This window comes from Halorubrum salinarum, assembly GCF_013267195.1.
Taxonomy (GTDB): Archaea; Halobacteriota; Halobacteria; order Halobacteriales; family Haloferacaceae; genus Halorubrum; species Halorubrum salinarum.
The window spans coordinates 95,178-108,785 of the sequence record NZ_CP053941.1; the positions used below are offsets into that span (position 1 = coordinate 95,178).

At 70.2% G+C, this 13,608-nt stretch carries 14 protein-coding genes and 1 tRNA gene; 5 read left to right on the forward strand and 10 right to left on the reverse strand.

The window, feature by feature from the left end; translation table 11 throughout:
- Window positions 1–290: 290 nt before the first annotated feature.
- The 5 genes from sod to HPS36_RS00515 all read right to left on the reverse strand — a co-directional run bounded on the left by sod (window position 291) and on the right by HPS36_RS00515 (window position 4,229).
- The gene (gene sod, locus HPS36_RS00495) at window positions 291–890 is read right to left on the reverse strand and encodes a superoxide dismutase (protein WP_173228086.1); all 600 of its coding nucleotides are present in this window, start codon (window positions 888–890) and stop codon (window positions 291–293) included.
- Window positions 891–1,349: 459 nt separating this feature from the next.
- Window positions 1,350–1,433: transfer RNA gene (locus HPS36_RS00500), tRNA-Ser, on the reverse strand.
- 207 nt (window positions 1,434–1,640) lie between these two features.
- Entirely contained in the window at window positions 1,641–2,609 is a 969-nt protein-coding gene (locus HPS36_RS00505; RefSeq protein WP_173228087.1) for a CPBP family glutamic-type intramembrane protease, read from the reverse strand.
- Between the two features lie 147 nt (window positions 2,610–2,756).
- Window positions 2,757–3,512 (reverse strand): DUF2064 domain-containing protein, encoded by a 756-nt coding sequence (locus tag HPS36_RS00510; RefSeq protein WP_173228088.1) that lies wholly within the window; start codon window positions 3,510–3,512, stop codon window positions 2,757–2,759.
- Window positions 3,513–3,614: 102 nt separating this feature from the next.
- Complete coding sequence (locus tag HPS36_RS00515) at window positions 3,615–4,229, reverse strand: NUDIX hydrolase (protein ID WP_173228089.1); 615 nt, start codon at window positions 4,227–4,229, stop codon at window positions 3,615–3,617.
- Window positions 4,230–4,445: 216 nt separating this feature from the next.
- On the opposite strand from HPS36_RS00515, the gene HPS36_RS00520 reads away from it, so the two are divergent.
- Window positions 4,446–5,855: an ATP-binding protein gene (locus HPS36_RS00520; RefSeq protein WP_137715619.1), complete on the forward strand. Its 1,410-nt coding sequence runs from the start codon at window positions 4,446–4,448 to the stop codon at window positions 5,853–5,855.
- Between the two features lie 15 nt (window positions 5,856–5,870).
- On the opposite strand, the gene HPS36_RS00525 is transcribed toward HPS36_RS00520, so the two are convergent.
- Together HPS36_RS00525 and HPS36_RS00530 are read right to left on the reverse strand one after the other, a co-directional pair.
- Complete coding sequence (locus tag HPS36_RS00525) at window positions 5,871–6,875, reverse strand: sulfurtransferase (protein WP_235681719.1); 1,005 nt, start codon at window positions 6,873–6,875, stop codon at window positions 5,871–5,873.
- A gap of 126 nt (window positions 6,876–7,001) precedes the next feature.
- The gene (locus tag HPS36_RS00530; RefSeq protein WP_173228090.1) at window positions 7,002–7,577 is read right to left on the reverse strand and encodes a class I SAM-dependent methyltransferase; all 576 of its coding nucleotides are present in this window, start codon (window positions 7,575–7,577) and stop codon (window positions 7,002–7,004) included.
- A 71-nt stretch (window positions 7,578–7,648) separates the two neighbouring features.
- Here HPS36_RS00530 and HPS36_RS00535 point away from each other — a divergent pair, with 71 nt between their 5' ends.
- Window positions 7,649–8,284 carry a GNAT family N-acetyltransferase gene (locus HPS36_RS00535; protein ID WP_173228091.1) on the forward strand — a complete coding sequence of 212 codons (636 nt, stop codon included), beginning with the start codon at window positions 7,649–7,651 and terminating at the stop codon, window positions 8,282–8,284.
- Here the strand turns inward: HPS36_RS00535 and HPS36_RS00540 are convergent.
- Together HPS36_RS00540 and HPS36_RS00545 are read right to left on the reverse strand one after the other, a co-directional pair.
- On the reverse strand, window positions 8,281–8,793 hold the full coding sequence (locus HPS36_RS00540; protein WP_173228092.1) for a TspO/MBR family protein: 513 nt from the start codon (window positions 8,791–8,793) through the stop codon (window positions 8,281–8,283). The genes HPS36_RS00535 and HPS36_RS00540 overlap by 4 nt on opposite strands.
- 33 nt (window positions 8,794–8,826) lie before the next feature.
- On the reverse strand, window positions 8,827–9,843 hold the full coding sequence (locus HPS36_RS00545; RefSeq protein ID WP_173228093.1) for an AI-2E family transporter: 1,017 nt from the start codon (window positions 9,841–9,843) through the stop codon (window positions 8,827–8,829).
- A gap of 277 nt (window positions 9,844–10,120) precedes the next feature.
- On the opposite strand from HPS36_RS00545, the gene HPS36_RS00550 reads away from it, so the two are divergent.
- Window positions 10,121–10,705 carry a hypothetical protein gene (locus HPS36_RS00550; protein WP_173228094.1) on the forward strand — a complete coding sequence of 195 codons (585 nt, stop codon included), beginning with the start codon at window positions 10,121–10,123 and terminating at the stop codon, window positions 10,703–10,705.
- A gap of 172 nt (window positions 10,706–10,877) precedes the next feature.
- Here HPS36_RS00550 and HPS36_RS00555 read toward each other — a convergent pair whose 3' ends face one another.
- The gene (locus tag HPS36_RS00555) at window positions 10,878–11,474 is read right to left on the reverse strand and encodes a DUF6149 family protein (protein ID WP_173228095.1); all 597 of its coding nucleotides are present in this window, start codon (window positions 11,472–11,474) and stop codon (window positions 10,878–10,880) included.
- Window positions 11,475–11,628: 154 nt separating this feature from the next.
- Here HPS36_RS00555 and HPS36_RS00560 point away from each other — a divergent pair, with 154 nt between their 5' ends.
- Together HPS36_RS00560 and HPS36_RS00565 are read left to right on the forward strand one after the other, a co-directional pair.
- On the forward strand, window positions 11,629–12,207 hold the full coding sequence (locus tag HPS36_RS00560) for a DUF1684 domain-containing protein (RefSeq protein WP_173228096.1): 579 nt from the start codon (window positions 11,629–11,631) through the stop codon (window positions 12,205–12,207).
- 124 nt (window positions 12,208–12,331) lie between these two features.
- The gene (locus tag HPS36_RS00565) at window positions 12,332–13,570 is read left to right on the forward strand and encodes an NAD(P)/FAD-dependent oxidoreductase (protein ID WP_173228097.1); all 1,239 of its coding nucleotides are present in this window, start codon (window positions 12,332–12,334) and stop codon (window positions 13,568–13,570) included.
- Window positions 13,571–13,608 lie beyond the last annotated feature (38 nt).

Below are 13,608 nucleotides of genomic sequence, written 5' to 3' on the forward strand. Positions count from 1 at the left end.
GGACTCAAAGGGGCAGCCGCGAGGGCGACGGCGCGCGACGTAAGGACCGCAAGGAGCGAGCAGCGCGAGCGACTGAGGACCGCAACGAGCGCACCGAGCCCTCGCGGCTGGGGCTTTGGAAGTGTTCATCGCACACTCGTTGATCGCGTATCGCCGAGCGGCTGGGGCTTTTGCGGTGCTTGTCCCGGCTGTTTTCCAAGCAGCCGCGGCACGGACAGGAGTCACTATTAGTGTAGCGTACTGCGAAAAAATGCGGATCTCGACGCGCGTAACGCGTCCTCTCGGGCGCGTTACTCGAACAGCTCGACGGCCTGCTCGTAGCGGTCCGACGGCTCGTTCCAGTCGACGACCTCGAAGAAGTTGTCGACGAACTCGCCGCGGGCCGGGCCGTAGTCGTGGTAGTAGGAGTGCTCCCACACGTCCAGCGCGAGGATCGGGTGGCCGCCCCAGATCGCGCCCTGGTCGTGCTTGTCGACCACGACGTTGCGGAGCTGGTTCGAGAACGTGTCGTACACCAGGAGCGCCCAGCCGCTGGCCGCGGAGGCCGCCGCCTCGAACTCGCCCTTCCAGGCCTCGTACGAGCCGAAGTCCTCCTCGATGCGGTCGGCCAGCTCACTCTCGGGCTCGTCGCCGCCCTCCGGCGACATGTTCTGCCAGAACAGGTCGTGGAGGATGTGGCCCGAAGAGTTGTGGGTCACGTTGCGGATGGCGCCGCCGGACGAAGAGAAGTCGCCGGCCTCGCGGTTCTCTTCGAGCGTCTCCTCGGCGGAATTCCAGCCGTTGACGTACCCCTGGTGGTGGGTGTCGTGATGCCATTCGAGCACCTGCTCGGAAATGTGGGGCTCAAGCGCGTCGTACTCGTACGGGAGCGGATCGAGTTCGTAGCTCATGCTTGTATCACCTATCACGAACATGTGCCGGAAACCTGTTAAAGATAATGCGGCACGCGCTACCACGCGGCACCGGACGTGAGTGTTATCGGGAGTTTCGGGGCTCCAACGGTGTGGTTGCGGTTCCGCGAGTGCGCGCGTCGAACGCGGAAGCCACTCGTGAAAGGCGCCCGAAACGAAGACGTAACTGAAAGTGGTTTCTCGGTCGGCGGGCCACTCTCCGGTGTCGGATCCGCGTGCTCACGGTGCGACTGGGATTCGAACCACGGTCGCTCCCTGCGGTCGCTCTCTGATTCGAATCCAGCTACCGCTCTCGGCTCACTGGCGTCCGCGGAGAAGCGGTGGGACTGGGATTCGAACCGATGCGAGACGGTCGCCCTCGCTCCGCTCGGGCGCTGCGACTCGCAGGCTTCGAATCCCGCACGTGGCGCGCGCAGCGCGATGTGCGCTGCGCGCTTACGGTGGGACTGGGATTCGAACCCAGGAAGCCGTGAGGCTACCTGCTTTCAAGGCAGGCGCAATGGGCCACTCTGCCATCCCACCGCTCGGTGCGTTCCGACGCCGTCGTCCGATCCGGAGTCGACGACCGGTGGGTCCCGCAGCCGATTCGGGGCCGTCGAGATCGCCGGCACTCGTCGCGACGCGGCGTCGGTTATCGATCCGTTCGAGGGAGTTTGAAGCTATCGCTCTCGCGACTCCCCGCTCGACGACCGCGGTCTGTCGCGGTACGCCGGCGCGAGCGGGCACGGGCTACTCGCCGACGGCCGACCCGTGTCGGCGACGGACGGTCTCGGCCAGCGCCTCGTCGGTCGACACGCCCCCCCGCGTGACCCGCACCCACCCGAGTATCAGTCCGAGCATCACGAGCGTCGGGAGGACGACCAACAGCAACTCGATAGCGCCCGCCCCGAGGCTCCGGTCGAGCCTGACGAGCGCCGGGAACCCGCTGTCGGCCAGTCCGAACACCGACACCGTCCAGAAGTTGGTCGCGAAGTGGAGCCCGACGGGGAACGCGAGGCTGCCGGTGAGGACGTACGCGGCCGCGAAGTACACCGCCGCGGCCATCGCCTGGCCGGCGGCGAAGATCGGGCTCGCCCCTTGGGCGGCGACGAGGGCGTGCGCGGGGCCGAACGCGAGCACGCTCGCGCCGCCGGCGACCAGGACCGCTCGCCGGGGTTCGAGCCCGCGTGCGGCCAGCCCCTCGCTCGCGTTGACGATGAACACCCCGCGGAAGAGCAGCTCCTCCCAGAGCGCGACGCCGACGAACCCGACGGCCGTCGCCGCGACCGCGACGGCGACCGCCGGGGCGCCGCCGCCGCTCGCGACTCCGGGAGAGAGCGTCTCCACGACGCGCCCGGTCCCGGTCGCCAGCAGGAGGGCCGTGACGAGCCCCTGGAAGACGCACCCGACGGCGACCGCCGCGAGGAAGTCGCGCGCCCAGCGGCGGTCGAGCGCGAGGCCGTACCCGCGCACCGGTCGCTCGCCGGGGACGAGCGAGGCCACCAGCGCGTACGCCCCGACGGCGAGGAGGACGATCAACGCCACCGGACCGTTGACCAGCACGCCCGGGACCTCGACTCGCCCGAGCAGCCGACTACCGGTGAGCAGCGCTCCGAGCACCACGGCGAACCCGAGCAGGATCCGCCACGTCGCGCGCAGCCGATCCCCCTCGCCGCCCCACAGCAGGCGCCGGAACGCGTCGCTCGCCGAAAGCCCCATCGTGACAGATCGGTAACGAATAGACGAACATAAACCTCGTGGCCGTTCGAGCGGAGGATCAGAACCCGATCGAGGGCCGCGAACTGGTGACGCGACGCCACCGCGGCGGGGAAGCTCGGAGCCGGGCCGGACTCGGACGGGTGGCCGTCAGTCCCGAACCAACCGCTGCTCGCCGTCCTCGACGACCACGTCGAGCCCCTTCTCGTGGACGAACGCGGCCGTGTAGTCGGGCACCACGCGCTCCGCGGCGAACCGCGCGCGGAGCATCGGCACCACGTCGAGGAGGTCGTCACCGGTCTCCAGCGAGGGCGACGGCTCGACGAAGTCCACCGACCGGTCGGCGTCGCGGCCGCGCTCCGCGAGCGTCGGCAACGCCGGCGCCTCGAACGCGCCGTCGAAGTCGATCGGCCGAGTGAATCCCGCGTAGTACGCCCGGCCGTTCGACGAGGGGCCGAGGACGACCTCTGTCGTCCGGAGCTTCATCGCCGCCGAGTCGACGATGGTGCGCGAGAGCAGCGGCGCCGTCGGGGTGACGACCGCGACGGAGTCGGCGCCCTCCTCGCGCAGCAGGTGCGTGACGGTGTTGCCGGCGCGCGCGCCGAACGAGGACCCCACCTGCCGCTCGAAGCGGACTTCGTCGGTGCCGCCGAGGGTGTCCGCGACGAGCGTTCGGAGCTCCGCCTCGGGGCTCGTCTCGGTCCGGTAGTCGGCGGGGAGGTCGTCCTCGTCGGGGTAGTTGACGAGGAGTTCGCCGCCCGAGCGCTCGACCGCGAGGACGGCGTCGCGGAACTGCGCCTCGTAGAGGTCGGCCGCCTCGGCGGGCGACAGCGGCGTCGAATCGGCGATCGCGGTTCCGACGAGCCCCTCGCGGGGCGGGTTCGCCAGCAGGGCGACGACGGTCATATCGGAACGCGGCGCGGGAGCGCCTTCAACTCGCTGCTTCGGTCCGGCGGGAACCCGACCGCGGCGCGAGCCCGCGGGACCGACGCGCGTCGGTCGGCCCGCTCAGGAGAAGTCGCGCCGCATCGCGATCTCGAACCACGGGCAGAGGCGGAGCTGGCGGTACAGCTCGGGGTGCTCGTGGAGGTGGTCGTAGTCGGCCCACAGCATGCCGCCGATCTCCTCCTCGTCCGGGTCGAGGGTCGTGTCGTCGAGGGTGACCTTCAGCACCGCGCAAACCTCCCACTCGACGCCCTCGTTGGGGTAGTAGCGCTTGTACTCGAACTTGTCCGTTACCCGGAGGTCGTCGTACTGGTCGGGCGAGATGCCCAGTTCCTCCTCGAGCCGCTGTTCGGTGGCCTCCTCCTGTGACTGCCCCTCGACGGGGTGGGAGGCGACCGTGCCGTCCCAGTGGCCGTCCCAGAGGCGCTTGGTCGGCGCGCGCTGGGCCAGCAGGACGTGTCCGTCCCCGTCGAAGACGAGGCAGGTGAACGCGCGGTGGCGGATCCCGTCGCCGGTGTGCGCGTCGAGCCGGTTCACCGTCCCCTGCGCGACGTCGTCGGGGTCGACGGCGATGACGTCCTGAAGGGCGTTCTCGTGGTCTGCGTCGGTCGTGTCCTCGGGCTCGCTCGCGCCGTCGCCGGCGGGGTCCCCCGGTGCGGCCGCGTCTTCGGAACTCATGCGCGTTACGTCGCGGACCAGGGCTAATAAGGGTTCGATACCGCGGCCGCTCGCGAGCCCCGAGGGCGCCTCGCCGCGGCAACCGGCGCTCCCGGACGCCCGTTCCCGCGCTACCCACCGTCTCCCCCCCGGCGTCCGGTCGCGTCCGCCGCGGGGTCGCCCGCGACCGGCGGCGCTTCGACGCTCTTAACCGCGTCCCGGCGCTACTTCGCGCGGATGAGTGACCCGGCGCTCGACGTCGTCGAGTTCGTGTTGACGACGCACTTCTACACGCAGGACCGCGACCTCGACGAGAACGACCTGCCCCCCCGCTTCCGGCAGGTGTTCTGGTCGGCCGACGCCGCCGACGACGCCCCCGGCGGCGTGGAGCGACCGCTGAAGGCGACCGACGAGACCACCCGCACCGCGACCGGCGTCGAGCGGCCGTGGGAGGCGGTCTCGGACCTCCTCTTCACCCAGCGCACGGAGTTCTCCGGCGAGATCTCGCTGACCCAGCCCGCGATGGGGCTGGAGTGGTACCGCGATCACGCGGACGACGACCGTATCGCCGGGAACCCGACGGTCGTCGCCGCGATGGCCGCCGCCGAGGACCTCGAACCGCCGGTGACCCGCGAGGAGGCCCGTGAGGACGTGCGGCCGGTCCAGGCCGACCGCGTCTGGATCGACGCGCTGCTCGCGGAGTACTTCGACGAGGACGAGGACGGCGAGATGCTCGACCTCGTCAACGTCCGGGCGCCCGAGGAGATCGAGACGACGCTGGCCGACCTCGTGTTGACCGGCGACCAGGAGGGCGAGATCCAGAAGATCGTCAAGGCGATCGAGCACCGCGAGTACCTCGCGGAGATCGGCCTCCGCGAGATCGGCAAGCTGCTGTTCGTCGGCCCGCCGGGCACCGGGAAGACGACCGTCTCGCGCGCGCTCGCCCACGAGCTCGGGCTCCCGTTCGTCGAGGTGAAGCTCTCGATGATCACGAGCCAGTACCTCGGCGAGACGTCGAAGAACGTCGAGAAGAGCTTCGAGGTCGCCAAGCGGCTCTCGCCGTGTATCCTCTTCATCGACGAGTTCGACTCGGTGGCGAAGACGCGCCGCTCGGACGAGCACGCCGCCCTGAAGCGCGCGGTCAACACCCTCCTCAAGTCGATCGACGAGGTGTCGCTCGTGCGCGACGAGGTGCTGCTAATCGGCGCGACGAACCACCCGGACCAGCTCGACGCCGCGGCGTGGCGCCGATTCGACGAGATCGTAAACTTCCCCAAGCCGGACCGCGACATGCGCGCCGACATCCTCCGCGTCGTGACCAAGGAGATGCAGATCGCCGACTTCGACCCCGAGGAGGTCGCCGACCGGACCAGCGGGCTCACGGGCTCCGACCTCCGGATGGTGCTCCGCGAGGCCGTCCTCGGCGCGCTCACCGAGGACCGGATGACGATCACGCAGGCGGACGTGATGGAGGCGGTCCAGGACTTCGAGGAGCGCGATAACCTGAAGAACATGGACATGATCGACGGCGAGGGCGCCGAGGTGCTCGGCGAGACGAGCTCCGGCGAACAGGAGCACACCCACGACGAGTCCGGCGACGGGTCGCACGACCACGACCACGCCGCGCACGGCGCCTCGCACGACTGAGCGACGCCGCGGCGCTCAGGCGAACGTGTCGACGACGGTCCCCGTCCCCTCCCCCGTGGTGTAGTAGTAGCCGTCGGCCTCGGAGAGCGTCCCCCAGTCCGCCCAACTGCCCTCGTAGTTCCGCGCGTCCGTCCGGCCGAGCTGATCGAGGATGAACCAGCCGACGGAACCGCGGACGCCGGTCTGACAGTACGTGATCGCCGGCTCGCCGTCGTCCGAGAGCCCGGCGTCGTCGAGCCAGAGGGTCTCGAGGTCCGCCGGCGAGCGGAGCCGCCCCGCTTCGCCGTCGATGCTCTGGACGAAGTGGAGGTTCGTCGCGCCGGTGATGTGCCCGAACCGGTCGAGGTCGCCCCGCCGGTCCTGCCCCCAGTACTCCGCCGTCGAGCGCATGTCGAGGATCGGGACCGCGGCGTCGTCCTCGGAGACGCGCTCCGCGACGAACTCGCGGGTCGCCACGACGCCGGTGTCTATCGCCGGCTCGTACGCCGTCTCGCTCGCCGACGGCGCCGCCGACGTCGTCTCCTCGCCGGCCGCCTCCCAGACGGAGAACCCGCCGTCGAGGAGGCTGACGCTCCCGCGGTGGCCGACGGCGTTGAGCGTGTAGATGGCGTACGTCTCCCAGAGGCCCGAGGCGGCGCCGTACACCACCACGTCGTCGTCGCGAGCGATCCCCGCCCGCGAGAGCGTCCGCGCGATCGCACCGGGGTCGGCCTCGAACCCGTCCGGCGTCTCGGCCGAGTGGCTCTCGAGCATCGCCGAGGTGGAGAAGCGGTGGGCGCCGGGGATCCGAGCCTTGTCGAACGCCGACTCGTCGCGGACGTCGAGCAGCGCCACGCTGTCGCGGTTCTCGGAGAGCCAGCGGGCGTCGACGACGTCGTCGAACGCCTCGGCCGCGGGGGTGCTGTACGCCGCCGGGCGTCCGTCGTCGAGGACGCCGAGGCAGCCGGCGGTCGCCGCGAGCGCCGCGCCGCCGGCGGCCAGCGCCTCGCGCCTGGAGAGCCGCGCGTGTCTCCCTGTCATTCGTTCGCAAGTCGTGACCCGACGGGGTTAACGCTGTCTCCGAACCGTCGCCGGTGTCGGCGGTGTCGTCGGTGTCGGCGGTGTCGCCCCGTCGCGAGCGCGGGCCCGGGGACCTCGGGGGCGATCTCAGCGCCGAACGCCGACGACCGTGTAGCCGAAGCCGCGGTCGACGATCCGGGGGTCGAGGCCGACCCCGTCCATCGCGGCCGCGAGGTCGGCCGGCGTCCGGAACCGCGATTTCATGCCGATCGCGTGCTCGCCGGCGACGAGCAGCCGACCGAGCGGGTGACTCGGGTCGAACTCGCGGACGACGAGCGCGCCGCCGGGCGCGAGCGCGCGGGCCGCCTCCGCGAGCGCGGCGTCGTGGTCGGGCAGGTGGTGGAGGGCGTCGACGACCGTGACGGCGTCGACGCTCGCGTCGCGGAACGGCAGGCGCCCGGCGTCGGCGGCGAGCCCGTCGAGGCCGCGGCCGCGGCGCGCCCGCGAGAGCATCTCGACGGAGGCGTCGACTACCGTGATGTCCGGGCCCGTCAGCGCGGCCGCCGCGCGGCCCGAGCCCCCGCCGACGTCGAGGAGGCGCTCGATCGGCCGCGTCGCGTGGTCGAGGCCGGCGGCGAGCGCCTCGCCGTCCGCCGGCGGCATCGCGAGGTCGTACAGCGGGGCCGTCCGGTCGAAGAAGTCCACGTCGCCGAGGCCGTACATGAGCGGTCCGACCGCCGCGACGGACAAAGAGCCACCGACCCTATTTACCCGTTCGCCGCCGTACGATCCCCATGGAGTACGCGCTCGTGTGTCCGCCCGGCGAGGGGGAGACCCTCCGGCTCGACTACCGAGCGTTCGCGTACGCCGGCAAGTTCGTCGTCGGCGGGCCGGGGAAGGCGGTGGTCCGGACGCCGGACGGGTCCCCGGCGGCGCCGGGCTGGGAGCCGGACGAACCGCTGCCCGACACGGTCGACCCCGAGGCGTTCGACGACGAGGTGATCGCGGCCGTCTCCTTCTCGCCCGACCGGACCGACCCCGACTGCTGCCGGCTGCGGTACGTCACGGTCCACGCGGCGCGCCGCGGGGAGGGGATCGGCCCGGAGCTGATCGGCGAGACCGTCGCCGACTTGGCCGTCGCCGGCTTCGAGCGCGTGAAGATCGCCGTGAACAACCCGTTCGCCTACGAGGCGTGCCACAAGTGCGGCTTCGCCTACACGGGCGAGCGCACCGGGATCGCCGAACTGGAACTCGAGCGGCCGGCCGGGGCGCCAGCCGACATCGACCCGGAGCGGTACCGCGAGGGGCTGTCTGCGTTCCGCGAGACGGACGGCGAACTGAGCCGGGCCGAGCGCCGGTTCGTCGCGGAGCGACTGGAGCGCGGGCCGCCGCCGGTGGCGGACGCGGCGAACTCCGGGGGAGATCCCTAGTTGAGCGACCAGATGGCGTAGTTGAGCGCGGTCGCGAAGCAGACCCACGCGAGGTAGGGGACGAGCAGCGCCGCGGCCCGGCGGTCGACGCGGTCGAACAGCCGGATCGTCGCGGCGACGAGCGGGAGGAGGACGGCGAGGACGGCGAGGCCGAGGTCGGCGCGTTCGAGCCCCCAGAAGGTCGGCGACCACGCGACGTTGACGGCGAGCTGGACGCCGAACAGCGCGAGCGCCGTCCGGACGCGCCCCGCCGGCACCGCGCCGTCGCGCCCGGCTATGTAGACGAGGGCCGCGGCGGCGCCGCACAGCGCGTACAGGATCGGCCAGACGACGCCGAACGCCCAGCCCGGCGGGTAGAAGGCGGGGAGCTCAAGCGACGCGAACCACGCGCTCTGCGTCGTGGTGAAGGGGACGCCGAGCGCGCCGATCAGGTTGACCGCGACCGCCGCGGCGGCGATGAGGAGGGCGTCGCGGCGGTCCGGGAGCCGAGAGGTCGCGGTCGTCGCCATGGGCGACCTTCGCGGGCTGAGCGGTTAAATCCGTCAGATCGCGTCGTAGTCCTCGCGGAACGTCTCCAGCGTGGCCGCGAGCACGCCGATCACGATCGGCCCGACGAACAGGCCGGTGAAGCCGACCGAGTAGATGCCGCCGAACACGCCGAGGAGGATGATCGCGGGGTTGAGGTGCGCCCGCTGGTCGATGACGAGCGGCCGGGCGTAGTTGTCGACCATCGCGATCACCGCGACGCCGTACACCGCGAGGAAGACCCCGGCCGTGACCTGGTCGACGATCACGAGGTAGGCCGCGGCGGGCCCCCACACGAAGAAGGCGCCGATGAGCGGTAACAGCGCCAGCACCGCCATCACGAACGTCCAGAACACCACGTTCGGAATCCCGGCGACCCAGAGCCCGACCCCGGCGATGACGGCCTGAAGCAGCGAGACGGAGATGTGGCCGATCACCACCCCGCGCGTCATCGCGTCGATCCGGTCGACGAGGTCCGCCGTGACGTCGGGCGGCAGCGGGCTCGTGTCCCGGATCCACCGCACGAACGCCGGCCCGTCGATGAGGGTGTAGTAGAGCAGGAACAGCGCGAGCGACAGGCCGACCGAGGCCCGGAGCCCCGTGGTGACCACGCCGCTGAACCCGCCGAACAGGACCTCGACGAGCAGTTCGCCGGCGGTCTGGAGCAGGTCGGCGACCTCGGGGTCCTGTCCGGTGAGCGCCGCGATCTCGGCTTCGATCGCCGCGACGTTGATCGCGGAGTCGCCCGCGGCGATGGCCGTGAGGTCGCGCACGAACACCCACGAGATGTACGCCAGCGGGATGATTACGGCGACGATGGCGGAGAAGATGAGCGTCAGCGCCGAGAGCATCTGTCCGAAGCGCTTCGAGACGCGGGCCCGGAGCCACCGCGAGAGCCGGCGGTGGAACGGGTAGAGGACGAACGCGAGGATCGCCGCGGCGATCACGTACTCGACGAACGGGAGAATGACGAAGAGGGTCAACAGCGCGACCGACCCCATGAGGAGAAGCAGGAACGATTGCCCGCGGTTCATGGAAGTCGGTGTCTCCCCCGGAATATAAATATGCGCGGCGGGCGGAGCCGACCGACGGAGACTCCGGTCGGAGCCGCCCCGGAACGACGGCAGCGCCTCTCGGCGGCGCGGAGTGCGCGCGCCCAGCGACCACGTCGATCAGAGGCGCTTGTCCCTCGATGAGCGCTGACGTTAGGCTCATCGCCCGCGACGAATCACGTTAAATCCGGTTAAATCAGCGACAGCGGCGCTAACGGTCTCGCCCGTTTATTCCCGTCAGGCCCCACGTGACGAGCGCATGAGTCGAAGCACAATCGCCGCGATCGTCGCGGCCGCGCTGCTGTGTGTCGCCGGCGTCGCCGGCGCGACCGGTGCCGCCACCCCGGGTGCCGGCCAGCTCGCACAGACCGACGACCAGTCGACGAGCGCCGCAACCATCGACGCGAGCGCGACGATCGATAACGAGACCCTCGTCGTGACCGTCACGGCCGACGACGAGCCCGCCGAGAACGTCTCGGTCAGCTACGACGACCGGACCGTACAGACCGGCGCGGACGGCACCGCATCGTTCGCCGTCGCCGACGACGACGAGGCGGAGATCGAGATCGAAACCGAGGGGGTCGAGGGCGAACTCGAGTACGCCGTCGCCAACGGCTCGCTGACGCTCCTCGAAGAGGAGTACGAGTACGATCGCGACGTCGACGCCGACGATGACGACGACGCGGCCGAGGAGGCTGACGACGCGGCCGAGGAGGCTGACGACGAGGCCGAAGAAGACGACGATGAAGAGGAGGACGACGAAGATGACGAGGAGGACGATGACGACGACGACGAAGAGGCGGAAGCCGAAGACGACGATGAAGCGGACGAAGACGACGACTGACGCGCGGTGACCCCGGTGACTCGGATGTCTTCGGCGTGACCCACACCGAACGCTAATCGCTTTTTGCTGGTTCGCCTGCCAGCCGCGCCGCTACCGGTCGTCTAAGCGTGCGCGTCACGCACCGCGGACAAGCTGAGAGATCAATTCGACGGTCGACGTGAGCGAGGACGACTCAGGCGCTGGCCTCGTCCTCGTCGAGGCCGGGCGCGGCCGCGGCGTCGACCTCGTCCGGCTCCTCCGTGTCGCCGCCGACGACCGTCTCGCCGTCGTCGGTCTCGACGTACACGTCGTCCGCGAAGCCGGCCAGGGCGTTCTCGTACTCCGGCGAGGCGAGCTTCTCCGGGGTCTCCGGCGCGTCGACGATTCCCTCCGGCGGGCGGAAGTCGCCGAGCGGGTCGTCGATCGTGATCCCGTACTCGGTGAAGAAGGACTCGTACCGGCGGTAGTGGGGCTCCAGCTCGTCGCCGGGGATCTCCATCATCTCCGTCCAGCCGTAGTTGAAGAAGTCGAAGTTCGCCTGGACGTGGGTAATTTCCCGGGCCTCGGCCTCCGGGAAGCCGGCCTCCAACGCGGCGACGTAGGTGTCCATCGTCGCGTCGAAGAAGCTGTCGAGGTGGTCGCGGCGCTCCTCCCGGCGGTCCTCGTCGGCCTTGTTGAGGAAGATGCTCGTGTGGAGGTCGACGAGTTTGTCGTTGGCGACGTCGCCGACGACCGGCGTGGTCAACGCCTTCTTGGCGGCCCAGTGGCGGATGTTCTGCCGGATTTTCATACGCGTCGTTGGGTCGGGACGCTCTTGAATGTGTGGCGTCGGGGCCGCGAGCGACCTCCGCGAACCCGTCGCGGACGGGCGGCGCGTGCTCGTGTGCGACGCAGGCCCCGCCGCGGAACTGTTATTGCGCTCAGCAAACAATATTGTCGCAGACATGGACACGGACGAGGCGACCGACGACTGGGCGGCACAGGTGGAGGCGCAGCGGGAGGCGAAGACCCGACAGTTCCGCGAGTCGGCGCGGTCGCCGCTGCCGGTCTCGATGCGGGGCGACGGGTTCCCCGGACTGGCGTACTACGACCCGGACCCGGCGTACCGGTTCGTCCTCCCTCTTCACGAGCACGACGAGAAGGAGACGGTGACCGTCGAGACGACGGCCGAGGGCGAACAGACGTACCGCCGGTGGGGGGAGTTCCGCTTCGAGGTCGACGGCGAGGCGGCGACGCTCCAGGCGTATCGGCCGGCAGACGGCGCGGACCGGTTCTGGGTGCCGTTCCGCGACGCGACGAGCGGCGACGAGACGTACGGCGCGGGCCGGTACCTCGACTTAGAGCCCGACCGCGACCGCGTCGACGGCGAGTGGGTTGTGGACTTCAACCTCGCGTACAACCCGACGTGCGCGTACAACCACGCCTACGAGTGCCCGCTCGTCCCGACGGAGAACTGGCTCGACGTGGCGATCGAGGCCGGCGAGAAGGACTTCCCCGCGGAGCCGGCCGGCGCCGACCACTGAGCCGCGGCGAACTGTCGCCCGCGAGCGCCCCCGAGTAGGTGGTTTTCGGCGGGTATGCGTGGCCGTATCACGGGTTCGGACGCGGATGACAACCCACATTAACCATGAATCCGAACGGCCGGACATGAGCGATTCGTACGTGATCATCGGTGACGGTATCGCGGGCGCGTCCGCGGCCGAGACGCTCCGCGAGGAAGCGCCCGACGCCGAGATCACGGTTCTCACGGACGAGGGTGAGTCCCTCTACAACCGGATTCTGATCAAGGAGTACGCGAAGGGGAAGCTGCCCGAGGCCCCGATCTCGATCCACCAAGAGGACTGGTACGACGAGCACGACGTCGACCTCCGGCTGAACACGGTCGTCGTCGACATCGACGTGGAGAACGACGCGGTTCACACCCACGAGGGGGAGACCTTCGAGTACGACTCCCTCCTGCTCGCCATCGGCGGCACGCCCCAGCAGCTCCCGGTCGAGAACGCCGACGCCGACGGGATCCACCACTTCTGGACGTTCCAGGACGCCCGCAACATCAAAGAGAGCGTGGAGGGCGCCGAGAAGGGCGTCATCGTCGGCGCCGGCCTCCTCGGCATCGACTTCGCGGCCATCTGCGGCGCGCAGGGCGTCGAGGCGAAGTACCTCATGCGCGGCGACTGCTGGTGGCGCTACGCGCTCTCCGAGGAGGGCGCGGAGATCATGCACGAGGCGATGCGCGAGCGCGGCGTCGAGCCGGTCTTCGACTCCGGCGTCGACCGCTTCGAGGTCGACGACGAGGGCCACGTCGAGGCCGCGGTCGACCCGAACGGCGAGCGCTACGAGTGCGACTTCGCCGGCGTCGCCATCGGCCTGAACTTCAACACCGAGCTCGTCGAGGACACGCCGCTTGAGCTCGACGACGGCATCGTCGTCGACGAGTTTATGCGCACCAACGTCGACAACGTGTTCGCCGCGGGCGACATCACCACGTTCAACGACCTCATCCTCGGCGAGCGCGCGAAGAACGGCTCGTGGGGCTCCGCGAAAGAGCAGGGGTCCATCGCGGCCCGCAACATGCTCGACTACGGCAGCGAGGCGTTCAAGTGGGTCTCCTCGTACTCGATCACGCACTTCGACTTCCCGTTCCTCTCGTTCGGTCACCCGACGCTCGGCGAGGAGTCGGTGGAGGCGACCACCGGCGACGGCGAGTGGCGCCGCGTCGCGCTGAAGGACGGCAAGGTCGTCGGCGGCGTGCTCATCGGCGACCTCTCGCCGCAGTCCGCGTTCAAGCAGCTGATGCGCGAGGGCCGCGACGTGAGCGGACAGACCGACCTCCTCATGGAGCCCGGGTTCTCCGTCGACGACCTCGCGGCGACGACGGAGCAGTAGAACGCGACGCCGCGTCCGACTACCTTTTCGCCCGCGAG

Bases quoted from the DNA above. Each gene is read 5' to 3' on its own strand.
- sod (WP_173228086.1), bottom strand. From the start codon at position 890: ATGAGCTACGAACTCGATCCGCTCCCGTACGAGTACGACGCGCTTGAG.
- HPS36_RS00505 (WP_173228087.1), bottom strand. From the start codon at position 2,609: ATGGGGCTTTCGGCGAGCGACGCGTTCCGGCGCCTGCTGTGGGGCGGC.
- HPS36_RS00510 (WP_173228088.1), bottom strand. From the start codon at position 3,512: ATGACCGTCGTCGCCCTGCTGGCGAACCCGCCCCGCGAGGGGCTCGTC.
- HPS36_RS00515 (WP_173228089.1), bottom strand. From the start codon at position 4,229: ATGAGTTCCGAAGACGCGGCCGCACCGGGGGACCCCGCCGGCGACGGC.
- HPS36_RS00520 (WP_137715619.1), top strand. From the start codon at position 4,446: ATGAGTGACCCGGCGCTCGACGTCGTCGAGTTCGTGTTGACGACGCAC.
- HPS36_RS00525 (WP_235681719.1), bottom strand. From the start codon at position 6,875: ATGACAGGGAGACACGCGCGGCTCTCCAGGCGCGAGGCGCTGGCCGCC.
- HPS36_RS00530 (WP_173228090.1), bottom strand. From the start codon at position 7,577: ATGTACGGCCTCGGCGACGTGGACTTCTTCGACCGGACGGCCCCGCTG.
- HPS36_RS00535 (WP_173228091.1), top strand. From the start codon at position 7,649: ATGGAGTACGCGCTCGTGTGTCCGCCCGGCGAGGGGGAGACCCTCCGG.
- HPS36_RS00540 (WP_173228092.1), bottom strand. From the start codon at position 8,793: ATGGCGACGACCGCGACCTCTCGGCTCCCGGACCGCCGCGACGCCCTC.
- HPS36_RS00545 (WP_173228093.1), bottom strand. From the start codon at position 9,843: ATGAACCGCGGGCAATCGTTCCTGCTTCTCCTCATGGGGTCGGTCGCG.
- HPS36_RS00550 (WP_173228094.1), top strand. From the start codon at position 10,121: ATGAGTCGAAGCACAATCGCCGCGATCGTCGCGGCCGCGCTGCTGTGT.
- HPS36_RS00555 (WP_173228095.1), bottom strand. From the start codon at position 11,474: ATGAAAATCCGGCAGAACATCCGCCACTGGGCCGCCAAGAAGGCGTTG.
- HPS36_RS00560 (WP_173228096.1), top strand. From the start codon at position 11,629: ATGGACACGGACGAGGCGACCGACGACTGGGCGGCACAGGTGGAGGCG.
- HPS36_RS00565 (WP_173228097.1), top strand. From the start codon at position 12,332: ATGAGCGATTCGTACGTGATCATCGGTGACGGTATCGCGGGCGCGTCC.